The following is a 20440-nucleotide window of genomic DNA, read 5'->3' as shown; positions in this document are numbered from 1 at the left end:
GGTCCGGCCCGCCGCGGTGAGGCTCCCCTTTTCGTCGGGGGAGCCTCACCGCGTCCGGTCCCGGCGGGGGCCCGAGGGTAACGTCGCGGGCGCATCGGTGGATGAACGAGTGGCGGCTACCGGCCGGTACGGTCCCGCCGAGGGCGCCGGGCGCAGTGACTATGCTTGCTCGTTCGCGCGCGAGCAACGGAACCGAAGCGAAGGATGTGGGCATCTACATGCGGTCTTCTCGACACGACGGCAGCCTGGGCGGGAGCGATCCGGCGATCGCTCCCCAGTCGCCGGCCGTCGAGCGCCGCGAACGCCCCGCCCGCAGCCGCCGTCCCGCCCCCACCCGCCCCCAGCGGGGCTCCCGCACCCGCACCCAGGCGACGTTGCTGCCGCAACTGCTGGTATCGGCCGTGGAGGAACGCGGCGATCACCCGGCGGTCGTCGCGGCGGGCGGGGCGACGCTCACCTACCGGGAGCTGGACGAGAAGTCGTCGCAGCTGGCGCGGCTGCTGATCGAGCGGGGCATCGGCCCGGGCGACGTGGTGGCGGTCGCCGTGCCCCGCTCGGCGGAGTCCGTCCTGTCCGTGTGGGCGGTGGCGAAGTCGGGGGCGACGTTCCTGCCCGTCGACCCGAAGTACCCGGCCGAGCGGGTCCTGCACATGGTGTCCGACTCCGGCGCGGCCGTCGGCCTGACCCTCACGGCCTTCGCCGCGGACCTGCCGGGCTCGGTGCGGTGGACCGCGCTCGACGATCCCGGCGTGGCCGGTGACATCGCCGCCCGCCCCGGCCACCCGGTGTCGTACGCCGATCGGATCCGGCCGCTGTCCGAGCTGCACCCGGCCTGGATGATCTACACCTCCGGGTCGACGGGCCTGCCGAAGGGCGTGTCCGTCCCCCACACCGGCATCGCCGGCCTGATCACCGCCGAACGCGAGCACTACCGGGTCACCGCCGAGGCGCGGGTGCTGCACATCTGCTCGCCCAGCTTCGACGTGTCGATGCTCGAGCTGCTGAGCGCCTTCACCGCCGGCGCGACCCTGGTGGTCTCGCCGCCGACGATCGTCGGCGGCGCGGACCTGGCGGAGCTGCTCGCGGCCGAGCGCGTCACCCACACCTTCATCACCCCGGCGGCGCTGGGGTCCGTCGACCCGCAGGGCCTGGACGACCTGCGCGTGGTCGTGGTGGCGGGGGAGAGCTTCGGTCCCGATCTCGTCGAGCGCTGGGCCGCGCCCGGCCGCGACTTCTTCAACGGATACGGGCCGACCGAGGCGACCGTCCTGGCGGTGAGCAGTGCCCCCTTGCACCCGGGCGAGCCGATCCGCATCGGCACCCCGATCCCCGGCGTGGGGGCATACGTGCTCGACACGCACCTGCGCCCGGTCCCCGCCGGTGTCACCGGTGAGCTGTACCTGGCGGGCGCACAGCTCGCGCTGGGGTATCACGCCCGTCCGGGCCTGACCGCCGACCGGTTCGTCGCCAACCCGTTCGCGGACGGCGGGGCGCGCATGTACCGCACCGGCGACCTCGTGCGCCGCGACGACAGCGGTGTGATCGAGTACCTCGGCCGCTCCGACTTCCAGGTCAAGATCCGCGGCTACCGCATCGAACTCACCGAGATCGACGCGGTCCTCGTCCGGCATCCGGACGTCGAGTTCGCCACCACCGTGGGCCGCGCCCTGCCCTCCGGGGAGACCGCGCTCGTCTCCTACGTCGTGCCGGCCGCCGGGGGCGCGGACCTCGACACCGGCGCTCTCGTCGAGTTCGCGGCCGGCTTCCTGCCCGACTACATGCTCCCGGCGGCGGTCGTCCCCATCGCCGAGGTGCCGCTCAATCCCGTCGGCAAGCTCGACCGCGCGGCCCTTCCCGCCCCGGTGTTCGCGGTCCGGGAGTACCGGGCGCCGCAGACCCCGGCCCAGCAGGCCGTCGCCGACGTCTTCGCCGACGTCCTCGGCGTCGAGCGGGTCGGTCTCGACGATTCGTTCCTCGACCTCGGCGGCAACTCCCTCGTCGCCACCCGGCTCGTCGCCCGGCTCGGCGCGGCCCTCGACACCCGGGTGCCGGTGCCGCTGGTGTTCGAGGCGCCGACGGTGGAGTCGCTCGCGGCGCGGCTCGAGTCGCAGGCCGGCTCGGGTGCCGTGGCGCTGGTCGCCCGCGACCGCCCCGAGCGGATCCCGTTGTCGCTCGCCCAGCAGCGCATGTGGTTCCTGAACCGGTTCGCGCCCGAGTCGGCGGTGGACAACATCCCCGTCGCGATCCGGCTCGCCGGGCGTCTCGACGTCGACGCCCTGCGCGGCGCGGTCGCCGACCTCGTCGCCCGGCACGAGTCGCTGCGCACCGTCTACCCGGAGACCGACGGCGACGGCTACCAGGTGGTACTGCCGGTGGCCGAGGTACTGCCGGATCTCGCCCCCGTCGAGGTTGCGGCCGAGGACGTTCCCGCTCGCGTCCTCGAGCTGGTCGGCACCGGGTTCGACGTCACCGCCGCCGTGCCGTGGCGCGTCGCGCTGCTGCGGATCTCCGACGAGGAGCACGTGCTCGTCTTCGTCGTGCACCACATCTCCGGCGACGGTTTTTCCATGACGCCGCTGACCCGTGACGTCGTCGCCTCCTATCGGGCGCGCACCCGTGACGAGCCGAATCCGTTGCCGCCGTTGTCGGTTCAGTACGCCGACTATGCGCTCTGGCAGCGCGAGGTGCTCGGCGACGAGGACGATCCGGAATCCGTGCTGTCGCGGCAGCTCGCCTACTGGCGCGCGCAGCTCGCCGACCTGCCCGAGGAACTCACCCTCCCGGTGGACCGGCCCCGTCCCGCCGTCGCGTCCAATCACGGTGCCGCCCTTCGTGTCCCGATCGACGCCGAACTGCACGCGGCGCTCGCGGACCTGGCCCGCACCCACAACGCGAGCGTGTTCATGGTGGTGCACACGGCGTTGGCCGTGCTGCTGGCCCGGCTGTCCGGCACCGACGACATCGCCGTCGGCACCCCCGTCGCGGGCCGCGGCGAGGCCGCCCTGGACGACCTGATCGGCATGTTCGTCAACACGCTGGTGCTGCGCACCGCCGTCGAACCCGGTGAGCCGTTCGCCGACCTGCTCGCCCGGGTGCGCGGCACGGATCTCGAGGCGTTCGCGAACGCCGACATGCCGTTCGAACGGCTCGTCGAGGTGCTCGACCCGCCCCGCTCGCAGGCCCGGCACCCGCTGTTCCAGGTGATGCTCACCTTCCAGAACCTGCCGCAGTCCGCCCTGGAGCTGCCCGACCTGAGCATCTCCGGGGTCGAATTCGACACGGCCATCGCGAAGTTCGATCTGCAGGTCACCGTCGCCGAGCAGCTCTCGGAGCGCGGCGCCCCCGGCGGGATGACCGTCGAGCTCGCCTACGCCACCGATCTTTTCGACGCCTCCACCATGCGGTCCCTCGCCGACCGGTTCAGCCGGATCCTGCGCGGCGTCACCGTGGACGCCGCCACCCCGGTCGGCGCGCTGCCGTTCCTGGACGACGCCGAGGCCGAGCGGATCCTCACCGAGTGGAGCACGCTCGGGTCCGGGGTCCGGGTGCCCGCAGCGGCGACCCTCGCCGACCGCTTCGACGCCGTCGTCCGCCGCAGCCCCGACGCCCCGGCCGTCACGTTCGCCGGACGCACCCTCTCGTTCGCCGAGCTCGACGCGCGCGCCAACCGCCTCGCCCGCCGGCTCGTCGCGGCCGGGGCGGGCCCGGAGGAGCTCGTGGCCGTCGCGCTGCCCCGGTCGGCCGAGTTGATCGTGGCGCTGCTGGCGGTGCTCAAGTCCGGTGCCGCGTATCTGCCCACCGACACCACGTATCCAGCGGAGCGGCTGCGGTACATGCTCGAGGACGCACGTCCGCGCTGCGTCGTCACCACCACCACCGGTGACGGCGACGCACTGCCGGACGTCGGCCTGCCCCGGGTGTACATCGAGGACGACGACCCGCACGCGCCGTCCGGGCCGCTCACCGACGCCGAGCGGAGCGCGCCGCTGCATGCGGACAACCGCGCCTACGTCATCTACACCTCCGGCTCCACCGGCCGCCCCAAGGGCGTCGCGGTCACCCACCGCAACGTGCTGACCCTGTTCGACAACGCCGAACCGCTGTTCGGGTTCGGTGCCGACGACGTGTGGACGCTGTTCCACTCCTACGCATTCGACTTCACGGTGTGGGAGCTGTGGGGACCGCTGCTGTACGGCGGCCGGCTCGTCGTCGTCGACTACCTGACCTCACGCTCGCCCGAACAGTTCCTCGAGCTGCTGCGGGCCGAGCGGGTCACCGTGCTCAACCAGACCCCCTCGGCGTTCCTTCAGCTCGACGAGGCCGACCGGGTCGCGTCCGTGGAGCGTCCCGACGCCGATCCGCTCGCACTGCGATACGTCGTGTTCGGCGGCGAGGCGCTCGACCTCGGCAAGCTCGACGGCTGGTACGGGCGCCGGCCCGTGGCGCCGACGCTGGTCAACATGTACGGCATCACCGAGACCACGGTTCACGTGTCGTTCCTGGCCCTCGACCGCGGCGCCGCGCGCCCCGGTGCCGCCAGCCGGATCGGCCGCTCCCTGCCGGGGCTGCGGCTGCGGGTGCTCGACCGGCGGCTGCAGCCCGTCCCGGTCGGGGTGCCGGGCGAGGTGTACGTCTCCGGTGACCAGCTCTCCCGCGGCTACCTCGGTCGGCCGGGACTGACCGCCGCGCGGTTCGTCGCCGACCCCTTCGGGGCGGGCCGGCTGTATCGCACCGGCGACGTCGCGCGGTGGAACGCCGACGGCGAGCTCGAGTACGCCGGGCGCAGCGACGCGCAGGTGCAGTTGCGGGGCTTCCGCATCGAGCTGGGCGAGGTCGAGGCGGCGCTGCTGCGTGCCGACGCGGTGGCCCAGGCGGTCGCCGTGGTCCGCGACGACGGTCTCGGCGACCGGCTCGTCGGCTACGTCGTGCCCCGCGCCGGCGCGGACGTCGACGTGGCCCGCGTGCGCGAGCAGCTCGGTGCCTTCCTCACCGGCTACATGATTCCGGACCTCGTGGTCGTCCTCGACGAGCTGCCGCTCACCGTCAACGGCAAGCTCGACCGGCGCGCCCTGCCGGTGCCGCAGGCGACCGCCACCACCGCGGGCGGGCGCCGCGAACCGGCCACCGCCGCCGAACGCGCCGTCGCGCAGGTGTTCGCCGACGTGCTCGGCGTCGAGCGGCCCGGTGCGGACGACTCGTTCTTCGAGCTCGGCGGCAACTCGCTCATCGCGACGCGGGTGATCGCGCGGATCAACGAGTCGCTCGGAACCGCCCTCGCGATCCGCGAACTGTTCGAGGCACCGACCGTCGCCGAACTCGCGGCCCGGGCCGACGCGCACGCGGAATCGGCGCCCCGGCCCGCGCTGACCGCCGGGCCCCGCCCCGATCGGGTGCCGCTCTCGCTCGCCCAGCAACGCATGTGGGTGCTCAACCAGCTCGATCCCGCCTCCGCGAGCTACAACATCCCGCTCGCGATCAGGCTGCGTGGCCGCCTCGACACCGCGGCGCTCACCGCCGCGGTGCGCGACGTGATCGAGCGGCACGAGTCGCTGCGCACCCGGTACCCGCAGGACGAGACGGGGCCCTACCAGCACGTCCTCGACGCCGACGCGGTGGTGCCCGCGATCGTGCCGGTCGAGGTGGCGTCCGAGCAGGAGGCGTTCGCCGAGGTCGTCGCCCTCGCCGCCGAGGGCTTCGACGTCTCCGCGCAGGTGCCGGTGCGCGGCCGGATCGTCTCGGTCGGCGCCGACGACCACGTGCTCGCCCTCGTCGTCCACCACATCTCCGCCGACGGTGCGTCGCTGGCGCCGCTGGCACGGGATCTGATGACCGCCTACGCGTCGCGGTTGTCGGGCGGCACGCCGGCCTGGGCGCCGCTCGAGGTGCAGTACGCCGACTACGCGCTCTGGCAACGTCGGGTCCTCGGTGACGCCGACGATGCGCAGTCGCCGGCCGGTGCCCAGCTGTCCTACTGGCGTTCGCGCCTGGCCGGGGTGCCCGAACTGCTCGATCTGCCCACGGACCGGCCCCGGCCGCCGCAACCTTCGCTGCGCGGCGGCACGGTGGCGGTGGAGGTCGACGCGCAGATCCGGCAGCGGCTCGACGCCCTCGCGCTCGAGCACCGGGCGTCGCTGTTCATGGTCGTCCACGCGGCGCTCGCCGTGCTGCTCGCCCGGCTCAGCGGCACCCACGACATCGTCGTCGGCACGCCCGTCGCGGGCCGCGGTGACCGGCGCCTCGACGACCTCGTCGGGATGTTCGTCAACACCCTCGCCCTGCGCACGGATGTGGACCCGGCGGCGACCTTCGCCGAGCTGCTCGACCGGGCCCGCGCCGTCGACCTCGAGGCGTTCGGGCACGCCGACGTGCCGTTCGAGCGGGTGGTCGACGACGTGGTGGCCGTGCGCTCCCCGGCCCGGCATCCCGTGTTCCAGACGGTGCTGTCGTTCCAGAACACCGAGGCCGCGCGCCTCGAACTGCCGGGTCTCACCGTCGAGGCCCTCGACGCCGGTGAACTCGCCGCGAAGTTCGACCTGCAGGTGACCGTCGATCCGCGTGAGCACCCGGGCGGCTCGGCCGCCGGCATGCACGTCGGGTTCACCTACGCCGTGGACCTGTTCGACGCCGGCACCGTCGCGACGTTCGCCGAACGCTTCGTGACCGTCCTGCGCGCCGTCGCGGAAACCTCCGACGCGGTGGTCGGGGACATCGACATCCGCACCGAGACCGAGCGCACGGCGCCCACGGTCATCGAGCCCGAGCCGGTGGCGGTCCCCGACCGCGTCGAGCGGACGGTGCCGCAGGAGTGGCAGGTCGCCGTGGAGTCCGATCCCGAGGCCCCGGCGTTCGTCGCGGACGGCGTTGAGGTCACCTACCTCGACCTCGACCGCCGGTCGTCGCAGTGGGCCCGGTATCTCATCGCCGAGGGCGTCGGGCCCGGCGACGGCGTCGCGGTCGCCGTGCCGGCGGGCCCCGAGCTGATCACCGCGCTCTGGGCGGTGACCAAGGCGGGTGCCGCGATCGTGCCCGCCGTGTCCGGCTCCGCCACGCCTGCGGAGACACCCGGGCTCGGGTTGACGACGACCGGGTCGGACGCCCGTCGGTCCGCCGCCGCGCGCTGGGTGTGCCTCGACGACCCGGCGACGGTGACCGCCGTGGACACGCTGTCCCACCGGCCGGTCGACTACTCGGAGCGGGTCCGGGTCCTGCAGCCGCAGCACCCCGCGCTGTGGGTGGCCGGCCGCGTGCTCGACCACGGCGAACTGGTCGCCGTGGTCCGCGGCGGTGCGGCCGCGCTGAAGCTGGACTACGAATCGCGGTCGCTGGTGTGCGACCTCACGGCGGAGCAGTGGCGCATCTTCGCGATCCTGGCTGCCGGGATCGCGGGGGCGGTGGTGATCGTGCCCGAGCCCGGCGCCGACCTCGCCGCCGTCGTGGCCGACGAATGGGTAACCCATGCGTTCGTGCCGTCTTCGCTGGTAGACGCGTTGAACGAGGCACCGGGCGACGACCTCGGGGTCGTGGTCGTCACCGACCGCGACGAGGTCCCGCCGGGGTCCGTTGCCGCGGGTGGGCAGTGGACGACAGTGGCCGCCGTCGACCCATGGAGTATGCGGAACTGAATACCGGCCGGTAGATTCCTCCCGGGCGGGACGAGTTCTCCATGCTCTTCCCGCGTGTGGAAGGAGCTGTATCCGTAGTGCAACGCAGGAGCCCGGTCCGGGCAGATCGAGGTCCGGGCGCGTGAGGCGAGAGCCGGGGGTGCGGCGCAGGGAACCGGGCCGGTCGCGTAGCCGGGCCACGCGCGTGGCACTGCTGCCGACTCTGCTGACCTCCGCGGTGGAGGAACGCGGAGACCATCCCGCGGTGGTGGGCGCCGCCGGTGGCCCCGCCCTGTCGTATCGCGAGCTGGACGAGAGGTCGTCGCGGTGGGCGCGGTGGCTGATCGGCCGGGGCGTCGGGCCGGGCGACGTGGTCGCGGTGGCGATACCCCGTTCGGTGGAGTCGGTGCTCGCGTTGTGGGCGGTGGCGAAGTCGGGGGCGACGTTCGTCCCCGTCGACCCGCGCTACCCGCTCGAGCGGGTGGAATTCATGCTGGCAGACTCCGGCGCGGCCCTGTGCATGACGGTGCGCGATTTCGCGGCCGCGGTGCCGGCCGGAGTCGAACAGGTGCTGCTCGACGATGCGGCGGTGGCCGGGCAGGTCGGGCAGCTGCCCGGGCATCCCGTCTCGTACGCCGACCGGACGCGCGCGCTCGAAGGGCCGGACCTCGCCTGGATGATCTACACATCCGGCTCCACGGGCCGCCCGAAGGGGGTGGCGGTCACCCATGCCGGGATCGCCGGCGTGATCTCCGCCGAGCGGGAGCACTACGGGGTCGGCGCGGACGCGCGGGTGTTGCATGTGTGCTCGCCGAGTTTCGACGTCTCGATGCTCGAGTTGCTGATCGGGTTCTCCGCGGGTGCGACGGTGGTGGTGGCGCCGGCGTCGGTGGGCGGCGGTGCCGACCTGGCCGAGGTGCTGGCGGCCGACGCGGTGACCCACGTGTTCATCACGCCGGCGGCATTGAGTTCGGTGGATCCCACGGGCCTGACGGACCTGCGGGTGGTGGTGGCGGCCGGGGAGGCCTTCGGGCCGGAACTGGTGAGCCGGTGGACCGGCCCCGGCCGGCGGTTCTTCAACGCGTACGGGCCGACCGAGGCGACGATCCTGGCGACGAGCAGCGCGCCGCTGGTGGCGGGCGAGCCGATCACGATCGGCACCCCGATCCCGGGACTGGCGGCGTACGTGCTCGACGGCCGGCTGCGGCCGGTGCCGCCGGGTGTGGTGGGTGAGCTGTATCTGGCGGGCGCCCAGGTGGCGCGCGGCTACCACCGCCGGCCGGGACTGACGGCGGAGCGGTTCGTGGCCGATCCGTTCGGGTCGGATCCGGGAACCCGGATGTACCGGACGGGAGACCTGGTGCGCCGCGCGGCCGACGGCCCGATCGAGTATCTCGGGCGCAGCGATTTCCAGGTCAAGATCCGCGGGTTCCGGGTGGAACTGGGTGAGATCGACGCCGCCCTGACGGCCCGGCCGGACATCGAGTTCGCCGCGACCGTCGGGAAGGTGCTGCCGTCGGGGGAGACGGCACTGGTGTCGTACGTGCTGCCCGCGGCCGGAACCCGGGTGGACGCGCCGGCGGTGCTCGCCGGGTTGGCCGAGACGCTGCCCGGCCACATGGTGCCGGCCCTGGTGATGGTGCTCGACGCGGTGCCGCTGACACCGGTGGGCAAGCTCGATCGGGCGGCGCTGCCCGAACCGGTGTTCGCCGAGCGGGAATACCGGGCGCCGCGCACCCCGGTCGAGGAGACGGTCGCGTCGGTGTTCGCCGAGGTGCTCGGGCGCGAGCGCGTCGGCGTGGACGACTCCTTCCTCGAGCTGGGGGGAAATTCGCTCCTCGCGACCCGGTTGGTGGCGCGCCTGGGTGCGGCCCTGGAGACCCGGGTGCCGGTGCCGGTGGTGTTCGAGGCGCCGACCGTGGCGGCATTGGCGGCGCACCTGGAGTCGGGTGGCGCGGCGGCACACGCTGTTCCGCTGGTGGCGCGGGAGCGCCCGGACCGCGTACCGCTGTCGTTCGCGCAGCAGCGGATGTGGTTCCTCAATCGGTTCGATCCGGCCTCCGCGGCCGACAACATCCCGGTGGCGATCCGGCTGACGGGCCGGCTCGACGTCGACGCCCTGCGAAAGTCGGTGTCCGACATCGCGGTCCGGCACGAGATTCTGCGAACCAGGTATCCCGAAACGGACGGGCGCCCGTACCAGACGGTCGTTCCCGCCGCCGGATACACGCCCGACTGGGCGTCGGAATCGGTGCCCGGAACGGAGCTGGCCGACCGGATCGCCGACGTGGTGGCCACCGGATTCGACGTGACCGCCGAGGTGCCGTTCCGGGTGCGGCTGTTCCGGGTCGCGGACGACGAGCACGTGCTCGTGTTCGTGGCACACCACATCAGCGCCGACGGCTGGTCGATGGCGCCGCTGACGCGCGATCTGATGACCGCGTACGCCGCGCGGGCCGCCGGCCGGGAACCCGGATGGGAGCCGTTGCCGCTGCAGTACGCGGACTTCGCGCTGTGGCAGCGTGAGGTGCTCGGATCGGAGCGGGACGCGGACAGTCCCCTCTCGGCACAGGCGGAGTACTGGCGGCGGGTCCTCGCGGATCTCCCCGCGGAACTGCACCTCCCGACGGATCGGGCCCGCCCGCCGGTGCAGTCCTTCGCCGGCGGCCGGGTCGCGTTCGATATCGATGCCCCGACGCACCGGCGGGCGGGGGAACTGGCACAGCAGTGCGGGTCGACCCTGTTCATGGTCCTGCACACCGCGCTCGCGGTGTTCCTCGCCCGGATGTCGTCGTCGCACGACATCGCCGTGGGTACCGCGGTCGCCGGCCGCGGTGACGCCGCGCTGGACGAGATGGTCGGCATGTTCGTCAACACCTTGGTGCTGCGCACCCGGGTCGATCCCGGTTCCGGGTTCGCGGAGCATCTCGCGCGGGTCCGCGAGAGCGACCTGGAGGCGTTCACCCACGCGGAGATCCCCTTCGAGCGCGTCGTGGAACTGCTCGCTCCGGAGCGTTCGACCGCGCGGCACCCGCTGTTCCAGGTGGCCATCGCCTTCGAGAACCTGCCCCCCGCGGGTCTCGAGCTGCCGGACCTGAGCGTGGCGGCGGTGCCGTTCGATGCGGCCACCGCGAAGTTCGATCTGTCGTTGACGCTGCGTGAACACACGGACCCCGGCGGGGGACCGGCGGGAATGTCGGCGGACTTCGTCTTCGCCAGGGACCTGTTCGACGACGAGACGGTGGCCGGATTCGCGCGACGGTTCGTGCGGCTGCTGGCCGCCGCCGTGGCGGACCCGGCCGTGCCGGTCGGTGACCTGGCGCTCCTTGCCGACGACGAAGCCGCCCGGCTCACCCGTGCCCCGGACGACGCACCGAGCGGTGCCCGCACGCTCGCCGAGATCCTGACGGCGGCGGTCTCCCGGGACCCCGAGGCGCCGGCCGTCCGGTACCAGGACCGCACGATCAGCTACCGCGAACTCGACGAGTCGTCGTCCCGGCTCGCGCGGGAGCTGGCAGCACGCGGCGTCGGCCCCGAGGACGTGGTGGCGCTGGCGTTCCCGCGTTCCTACGAGATGGTGCTCGGCGTGTGGGCGGTCGCGAAGGCCGGCGCCGCGCACCTTCCGGTGGATCCGTCGTATCCGGCGGAGCGGGTCCGGTACATGCTCGCCGACTCCGGTGCGGCGGTGTGCCTGACCACCACCTCGTACGCCCCCGCGCTGCCCGCGTCCCCGCCCCGGCTGGAACTGGACGATCCCGAGGTCGTGCGGGCCGTCGCGACACGATCGGCCGCCCGGATGTCCGACGCCGAGCGGGTACGGCCGCTGTCGCTGCAGCACGCGGCGTACGTCATCTACACGTCGGGGTCGACCGGGCACCCCAAGGGTGTGGTGGTCACCCACGCGGGTCTCGACCCGCTGCTCGGTGCCGCGGTGACGCTGTACGGCGTGACGTCACGGTCGCGGTTCCTGCACGTGTGCTCGCCCAGCTTCGATCCGTCGGTGCTCGAGTGGATGGCCGCGTTCTCCCAGGGCGCGACCCTGGTCGTGGTGCCCTCGACGATCGTCGGCGGACCCGAACTCGCGGAACTGCTTCGGGCCGAACGGGTCAGCCACACCATCGTCACGCCGGCGGTGCTGGGGACGGTCGATCCGTCGGGACTCGACCGTCTCGAGGTCGTGTCCGTCGGCGGGGACGTGACATCGCCGCAACTGCTGGCGCGGTGGGCGCCGGGACGGAGCTACTTCAACGGCTACGGGCCGACGGAGACGACGATCATCTCGTCGTTCGCGCGGCTGCAGCCCGGGCGCCCGGTCACCGTCGGCCGGCCCGTACCGGGGGTGGCCGCCCTGGTGCTGGACTCCCGGCTGCGGCCGGTGCCGTCCGGCGTGGCCGGCGAGTTGTACCTGGCCGGGGCCGCTCTCGCGCGGGGCTACCACCGGCGCAGCGGGTTGTCGGCGGCACGGTTCGTGGCGAACCCGTTCGGAGCGCCGGGCACGCGGATGTACCGGACCGGCGACATGGTCCGATGGCGCAGCACCGGCGCGGTCGCCGAACTGGAGTACCTCGGGCGCAGCGACTTCCAGGTCAAGCTGCGTGGATTCCGGATCGAACTCGGCGAGATCGACGCCGCACTGGAACGGAACCCCTCCGTCGCGCAGGCCACCACGGTGCTGCACACCGATCCGCGCGGCGGGGACAGGCTCGTCGGCTACGTCGTCGGCGCGGCCGCCGCCGTGCCCGACCCGGCGCACCTGCGCCAGTTCCTCGCCGGGGAACTGCCGAACCACATGGTGCCCGGCCACATCGTCGTGCTCGACGCCCTGCCCCTCACTCCCGGTGGCAAGCTGGACAGGCGGGCACTGCCGGTGCCGCTGCCCGAGTCGGCCGAGTACTGCGCCCCCGCCACGTCCGACGAGCAGGCGGTCGCAGACGTGTACGGGGCGGTGCTCGGGGTCGAGCGGGTCGGCCGCGCCGACGACTTCTTCGCGCTCGGCGGCAACTCGCTGCTCGCGATGCAGGTCATCGCGCGGCTCGAGGCCGCCCTCGGCGTCCGGGTCCCGGTGCGGACGTTGTTCGAAGCGCCGACCGTGTCGGCCCTGGCGGCGCGGATGGGGGATCCGGTCGCGGTCCCGTCCCGGATGCCCCTGCGCCCCCGGCCGCGCCCCGAGCGGATTCCGCTGTCGCTCGCGCAGCGGCGGATGTGGTTCTTCAACCGGTTCGACCCGGACTCCGCCGCCTTCAACATCCCGCTCGTGCTGCGATTGACCGGGGCGCTGGATGTGCCGGCGCTGCAGGCCGCCCTGCGCGACCTGCTCGCCCGGCACGAGGCCCTGCGCACCGTCTTCCCCGACTCCGACTCCGGACCGTTCCAGGTGATCGTTCCGCTCGAGGACGTACCGCTCGATCTGGCGGCACAGGACGTGGCCGAGGACGACCTGCACCCGCGGATCGCCGCCCTCGTCTCCCGGGGGTTCGACGTCACCGGTGCGGTACCCGTCCGGGCGGCCCTGTTGCGGCTCACCGACCGGGACCACGTGCTGGTCGTCGTCGTTCACCACATCGCGAGCGACGGCGGATCCCGGGCCCCGATGGCCCGGGATCTGGCCACCGCGTACCTGTCCCGCAGAGCGGGCCGGGCACCGGAGTGGACTCCGCTGCCGGTGCAGTACGCCGACTACGCCCTGTGGCAACAGGACGTGCTGGGCTCCGAGGACGACCCCGAGTCGGTGCTCGCGCGCCAGTTGAACTACTGGACCACGGCGCTGGCGGACCTGCCGGACCTGGTGGAACTGCCCACCGACCGCCCGCGGCCCGCCGTGCAGACCGGGCGCGGCGCGAGCCTCGACTTCACCCTGGACGAGGCGTTGGCCGCCCGGCTCGATCGGCTCGCCCGGGCTCACGGCGTGACGTTCTTCATGCTCGCGCACGCCGCGCTCGCGGTCCTGCTGGCCCGCCTGTCCGGTACCGACGACATTCCCGTCGGGGCACAGGTCGCCGGCCGCGGCGAGGAGGCACTCGACGATCTCGTGGGGATGTTCGGCAACACCCTCGTGCTGCGCACCCGGATCCACCCGGACGCCACCTTCTCCGAGCTTCTCGCCGGCGTGCGGGAGGTCGACCTCGCCGCCTTCGGCAACCCCGACGTTCCGCTCGAACGGCTCGTGGAGATCCTCGATCCCGTCCGGTCCACCGCGCATTCGGCCCTGTTCCAGGTGCTGCTCGTGGTGCACAACTTCACCCGCTCCGAGATCGCATTGCCGGACCTGCACATCGCGCCGGTCGGGACGGCCACGGGCGGCGCCAAACTCGATCTCGAGATCCACCTGACCGAGATGCGCGACGAGCAGGGGCGGCGGGACGGGGTCGCGGGATCCGTCGTCTACGCGTGTGACCTGTTCGACGAGGACACCGTGCGGACGTTCGCCGCGCGACTCGCGTCGATCCTGGAGGCGGCGGCGGACGATCCGGGCGTTCCGGTCGGCGGCATCGACCTGCGCACCGCGGAGGAACGTGCCCGGCTCGACGAGCTGAACCGGACCGCCGCGCCGCTCGGTGACCGGTTGGTGCTGGACGCGTTCACCCGGCAGGCGCGGCGCACCCCCGACGCGACGGCGGTCGTCTTCGAGGACACCGCGCTGACCTACGCGCAGTTCGCCTCTCGGGTGGACCGGCTCGCCCGGCGCCTCGTCGCGTGCGGCGTCGGGCCCGATCGGCTGGTCGGCGTCCACATGAGCCGATCGGTCGAGATGATGGTCGGGATCTATGCGGTTCTCCGGGCCGGTGGCGGGTACGTGCCGCTCGACCCGGAACACCCCGCCGAGCGAACGGCATACGTCCTGGCCACCGCCGAGCCGGTGGTGGTGCTGACCACGACGCGCGATCGGGGCACGCTCCCCGATTCCGTCCCGGCCCTCGTGGTCGACGAATCGGACTTCGCCCCGACGCCGGTCACCGAGTTCGCCGACCACGAGCGCCTGGCGCCGCTGCATCGGGCGAACATCGCCTACGTGATCTACACCTCCGGGTCGACGGGCCGGCCCAAGGGCGTTGCCGTCACCCACGGCGCCGTCGTCAACCAGATGACGTGGATGCGCGAGCGCTACGAATTCGGCATGGGGGACACGGCGCTGCAGAAGACCCCCATCACGTTCGACGCGTCGGTGTGGGAGCTGTTCTTCCCGCTGCAGGTCGGTGCGCGGCTCGTGGTCGCGGCACCGGGAGGCCATCGCGACCCGGAGTACCTGGCCCGCCTGTCGCGGCAGTGGGCCGTCGGCATCCTCGAGTTCGTTCCGGCGATGCTCGCCGTGTTCCTCGCCGATCCCGCACTCGAACTGCCGGCGACGCTGAAGTACCTGTCCGTCGGTGGCGAGGCGCTGCCGGGAGAGCTCGCGGCCCGGTTCGCCGAACGCTCGGATGCGCTGCTGGACAACACGTACGGCCCGACCGAGGCGACCGTCACCGCGACCGTGCTGCGCTGTGCCGGACGTCGCACCGATGCCGGCACCGTGCCGATCGGCCGTCCGATCCGCAACACCACCACGCATGTTCTCGACGAGCGGCTGAACCCGGTGCCGATCGGGGTGCCGGGGGAGCTGTATCTCGGTGGGGTGCAACTTGCCCGCGGTTACCATGCCCGCCCGGATCTGACCGCGCAGCGGTTCGTCGCGCACCCCGGCGGGGCGCGGCTGTACCGCACCGGTGACCGGGTCCGGTGGTTGCCGGACGGTACGCTCGAGTTCCTGGGCCGCAACGACTTCCAGGTGAAGGTGCGCGGTCTGCGGATCGAGCTGGGGGAGATCGAGGCGGCACTGCTGGCGCAGCCGCAGGTGGCGCAGGCCGTCGTGACCGTCCACGACGGGCCCCACGGCGCGCAGATCGCCGCGTACGTCGTGTCCGCGGACGGCGCCGAGGCCGACGCGGACGCCGTTCGCGCGGCAGTGGGGCGCCTGCTGCCGCGGTACATGGTGCCCGACGTGGTGACCGTGCTCGGGGAACTCCCGCTCACCACATCCGGAAAGGTGGATCGCCGGGCCCTGCCGGAACCGGTCCCGGCCGTCCGTGAGTTCCGGGCGCCCACCACCGCGATCGAGAAGACCGTCGCCTCGGTGATCGGTGAAGTGCTCGGCGCGGAGCGGCTCGGTCTCGACGACGACTTCTTCGCGCTCGGCGGGAATTCGCTGATCGCCACGCGTGTGGTCGCCCGGATCGGGTCGGCGCTGCGCGCGTCGGTGCCCGTCCGCGTGATCTTCGAGGCGTCGACGATCGAGTCGCTGTCGGCAGCCGTGGAACGGCACGTCGGGTCCGGCGGCCTGCCCGCCCTGGCGGCCCGGCCGCGTCCGGAGCGGATCCCGCTGTCGCCGGCCCAACAGCGGATGTGGTTCCTCAGCCGGTTCGAGGCGACCGCGGCGGCCTACAACATCCCGATGGCCGTGCGGCTGACCGGACGGCTGGATCCGGCCGCGCTGCAGTCGGCGGTCGCCGACGTGGTCGCCCGGCACGAGGTCCTCCGGACCGTCTACCCCGAGGTCGACGGGGTCCCGGTCCAGCAGATTCTGCCCGCGGGCGCCGGTGTGCCGGCCCTGCGCCCGGCGGACGTCGACGAATCGGAGCTCCAGGCCGCCGTCCGGTCGGCGGCGGCGGTCGGATTCGATGTCACCCGGTCCGTTCCGGTTCTCGTGCGGCTGTTCCGGGTGTCCCCAGCCGAACACGTCCTGCTCGTCGTGGTGCACCATATCGCCGCCGACGGCTATTCCGTGGCGCCGCTCGTGCGGGATCTCGCCCTCGCGTACAGCGCGCGACGGGAGGGCCGCGAACCCGCATGGCGGCCGCTGCCGGTGCAGTATGCGGACTACACGCTGTGGCAGCGGGAGGTGCTGGGCAGCGAAGCCGATCCCGCCTCGCGCGTCTCCCGCCAGCTCGCCTACTGGGCCGACGAACTGGCCGGGCTGCCCGACCAGTTGCCCGTGCCCACGACCCGGCCGCGGCCTCCGGTGCAGTCCTACCGGGGAGACCGGGTTCCCGTCACGATCGACGCGGACCTTCACGGCAGGGTGGCCGCGCTCGCGGCGGCCACGAGGACCACTCCCTTCACGGTCGTGCACACGGCCTTCGCGGTGCTGCTGGCCCGGCTGTCCGGCACCGAGGACGTCGCGGTGGGCACCCCGGTGGCCGGTCGGGGTGAGGCGGCCCTCGACGACCTGATCGGGATGTTCGTGAACACCCTCGTGTTCCGCACGCGGGTCGATCCCGCCGTCTCCTTCGCGTCGCTGCTCGCGCAGGTCCGGGAGCAGGACATCCAGGCCCTGGCCCATGCGGACGTCCCGTTCGAACGACTCGTCGAGGCGCTGGCGCCGGCCCGGTCCATGGCGCGGCATCCGCTGTTCCAGGTGGGGTTGTCGTTCCAGAACCTCGGAGCGGTCGCCTTCGAACTCCCGGACCTGGTGGCGGCTCCGGTCGACGTCGCAGGGGAGATCGCCCAGTTCGACCTGCACCTGATCGTCGGCGACAGTTACGGCGCAGACGGGACGCCCGCGGGTATCGGCGGGCATCTGTCCTACGCCACCGATCTCTTCGACGTACGCGCGGCCGCGTCCATCGCGGACCGGTTCGTTCGGATCCTGGGCGAACTCGTCTCGGTTCCCGACCGGGCGGTCGGCGACGCCGATCTGCTCGGCGCCGACGAGCGGCGGGCGCTGCTCGAGGCGGCGAACGACACCCGGGTCGAGGTTGCGGGCGGCGGCTGCCTCCCCGAGCTGTTCCAGCACCAGGTGCACGAACGCCCGGGGGCGGTCGCGCTCGTCGGGGACGGCGTGCAGCTGACCTTCGGGGAACTCGGCGCTCGCGTCGCCCGGCTGGCCCGCGCGCTGGTGGCGGCCGGCGTCGGGCCGGAGACCCGGGTCGGTCTGATGATGCCCGGCTCCGTGGACCTCGTCGTCGCCATGTACGCGGTGTCCGCCGCCGGGGGCGCCTACGTTCCGCTCGACCCGTCGCTGCCGATCACCAGGCTGGCCCGCATGGTCGAGGCGGCGCGGCCGGCGACGGTCCTCGCGACGGCGGTGTCCACGCGCGTCGCGAGGGAGGTTGTGCCGGAGCCGATCCCGGTGATCGATACCTCGAGCGTGGACCTGTCGCGGTACTCGGCCGCCCCGGTGACCGACGCCGATCGCAGTGCGCCGCTGCGGCCCTCGAACCTCGCCTACATACTGTTCACGTCGGGATCGACCGGGGTGCCCAAGGGCGTGGCGGTGGCCCACGGCGCGGTGGTCAACCAGTTGCGCTGGATGCATGCGGAGTTCGGGTTCGGCCCGGACGAGGTGACGGTGCAGCGGACGGTGGCGACGTTCGACCTGTCGGTGTGGGAGTTCTGGGGCGCCACGACATGTGGCGGCCGGCTGGTGGTGGCGGATCCCGAGGCTCGCCGCGATCCGCTCCGCCTGCTCGCGCTCGTCGAGCGCGAGTTCGTGACGACGCTGTACCTGGTTCCGTCCCTGCTGAGCGCCCTGATCGCGGGTGCAGACCGAGAATTGCCGACCTCGGTGCGGCGGGTGCTCTCGATCGGGAGACGCTACCGGGTGCCGTGGCCGGGGCGTGGCGCCGGTCGAGCCGGGCGGAGCTCGTCAATCTGTACGGACCCACCGAGGCGGCCGTGTCGGTGACGGCGCACCGGGTCACGGGCGCGGACACCGACCAGGTGCCGATCGGGGTGCCCGGGTGGAACACCCGCGTGTACGTACTCGACCGGCGGCTGCGGCCCGTGCCGGTGGGAGTGACCGGTGAGCTCTACCTGGCGGGCCGGCAACTCGCGCGGGGCTACAGCGGCAGCCCCGGGGCGACCGCGGACCGGTTCGTTGCCGACCCCTTCGGGGCCGGGGGCCGTCTGTACCGCACCGGTGATCTGGCCCGGTGGACCCCTGCGGGCGTCCTCGAGCACGTGGGCCGCGGAGACTCCCAGGTCAAGCTGCGCGGTTTCCGGATCGAACTCGGAGACATCGAGGCGGCGCTGCTGCGTCTGCCCGCCGTGGCGGCCGCGGTCGCGACGGTGCACCACGACGCCGCGACCGGCGCTCGGATCGTCGCGTATGTCGTTGCCGCGCAGGGTGAGTCGGACCTCGACCTGGGGACCCTGCGGAGCGCGCTCGCGGACGAGCTGCCGAACTACATGCTGCCGGCCTCGATCATGCGCCTGGACCGGCTCCCCGTCGGAACGACGGGCAAGGTCGATCGCGGCGCGCTGCCCGCGCCGATGCCCGAGCGGGCGTCCTACCGGGCTGCGGCGACGCCCGTCGAGCGTGCGGTTGCGCAGGTGTTCGCGGACGTCCTCGCTGCGGACCGGGTCGGATCCGACGACGACTTCTTCGTCCTCGGCGGATCCTCGCTCGTGGCCGTGGGGGCGACGCGGGAACTCGCGCGCCGGCTCGGCCGTCCGGTGCCGCTCGAGTGGGTGTTCGCCCATCCGACGGTGGGGGACCTTGCGGCCCGGATCGAGCGGTCGGCGGGGGAGAGGCCGCCGGCGAGCGGGTCCGCCGACCCCTCCCTGGACGTGCTGCTGCCGCTGCGCGAGGGCGACGACGGACGCGATCCGGTGTTCTTCGTCCATCCGGTGATCGGCCTCGCCTGGAGCTTCGCCTCGCTCGCCGGCTACGTCGAGCCGGGCCGTGCGGTCTACGGACTGCAGTCCCCGGCGCTGTCCGGGGAGTCGGACCTACCGGATTCGATCGAGTCCTGGGCGGCGCGGTACGTCTCGGAGGTCCGGCGGGTCCATCCGGACGGTCCCTTCCACCTGGTCGGATGGTCCCTCGGCGGGGTGATCGCCCACGAGATGGCGGTCCAGCTCCAGCGAGCCGGACTCGAGGTCGGTTCACTCGTGCTGCTCGACGCCTATCTGCCCGATGCCGTGCGCGGCCCGGTGGATCCGGTCGCGGTGGCTGCGGCGGCCTTCGGTGCGAACCGCGCCGGCGGCGGGGAACCGGCGTACGCCCTCGGTGACATCGGGATGCTCGCCGACGAGATCGATCCCACCCTCGCCTCGTCCGTCCTCACGAGCATCGACTGCTCGTTCGAGGCGCTCGAGCGGCACGTGCCGGCCCGGTACGAGGGACGCATCCTCTTCGTCGGCGCCGCGCCGCAGACCGTGCCGGATCCCGAATCGGGCCGGGACTGGTCACCGTACGTCTCCGGCGGCGTGCACCGGCACGACCTGCCGACCTCGCATTGGGAGATGACCGGGCCGAGTGCGTGCGCTCGTCTCGGGCCGCTGCTGGCGCGCTGGACGTCCGGCGGCTCCTGCCCGGAATGCGACGGCGTGGATCGCTGACCCATGGGTGAGCGGCGGCCGTGTTCGAGCTCACATTCGACATCGAACGTCTGCTGTCCAACAGTTGGATGAAACGTGTGCATTGTCTAGCCTTGGCGGGGTTCGTGGTGCGGTCGGAACGGCCGAACGGCCGGAAGGCGGTGCCGAACGGCCCGGAGGCGGTGCCGAGGTCCTTCGCCTCGCGCCGCCGGAACCTGCAGGCGGCGAGGCGGATCCGGCGCGAGGGCCGGGATCTCCCCGCCGCCGGTCGGGTGCGGCGGTCCGGGCCGTTCGTCCCGTGCGGGGCGACGCTGTGTCGCGCGACGAACGTCGCGCCGGGGCCGCGCCGACGCTCTCGCCGGGCCGGCGACTCCTGTCCGGAATGCCGGTCTACCCGTCGGTAACTTAGTTACCGGACATACGTACAGGTGGCACGGTTTGTTTTCGTGTGGAATGGTGACGAAGTGCTCTAGCGCCGGGAATCGTCGGGGTTCCGGTGCGCGAGGCGCAGTGGAGCGGCGACCGCCGGGGGAGGGCGGGCGTCG

Annotated in this window: 3 protein-coding genes and 1 pseudogene; 2 read left to right on the top strand and 2 right to left on the bottom strand. The window is 73.0% G+C overall.

Going from position 1 to position 20440, the window contains the following annotated elements; genetic code table 11:
* Positions 1 to 116: 116 nt before the first annotated feature.
* Positions 117 to 4142: a hypothetical protein gene (locus tag ISO16_RS29050; RefSeq protein ID WP_442800816.1), complete on the bottom strand. Its 4026-nt coding sequence runs from the start codon at positions 4140 to 4142 to the stop codon at positions 117 to 119.
* Between the two features lie 84 nt (positions 4143 to 4226).
* Positions 4227 to 7457: a hypothetical protein gene (locus ISO16_RS29045; RefSeq protein WP_442800815.1), complete on the bottom strand. Its 3231-nt coding sequence runs from the start codon at positions 7455 to 7457 to the stop codon at positions 4227 to 4229.
* Positions 7458 to 7569: 112 nt separating this feature from the next.
* On the opposite strand from ISO16_RS29045, the pseudogene ISO16_RS08030 reads away from it, so the two are divergent.
* Both ISO16_RS08030 and ISO16_RS28635 read left to right on the top strand, forming a co-directional pair.
* Positions 7570 to 18758, top strand: a pseudogene (locus ISO16_RS08030) (AMP-binding protein); the annotation flags it as partial.
* Positions 18759 to 18761: 3 nt separating this feature from the next.
* Entirely contained in the window at positions 18762 to 19916 is a 1155-nt protein-coding gene (locus ISO16_RS28635; protein ID WP_442800825.1) for a thioesterase domain-containing protein, read from the top strand.
* Positions 19917 to 20440: the final 524 nt, after the last annotated feature.

The sequence above is a fragment of the Rhodococcus sp. M8 genome (assembly GCF_015654185.1).
GTDB classification, from domain to species: Bacteria; Actinomycetota; Actinomycetes; order Mycobacteriales; family Mycobacteriaceae; genus Rhodococcus; species Rhodococcus aetherivorans.
Note: the sequence above shows the minus strand (reverse complement) of the source record. Positions and strands in the feature narration are given on the sequence as shown.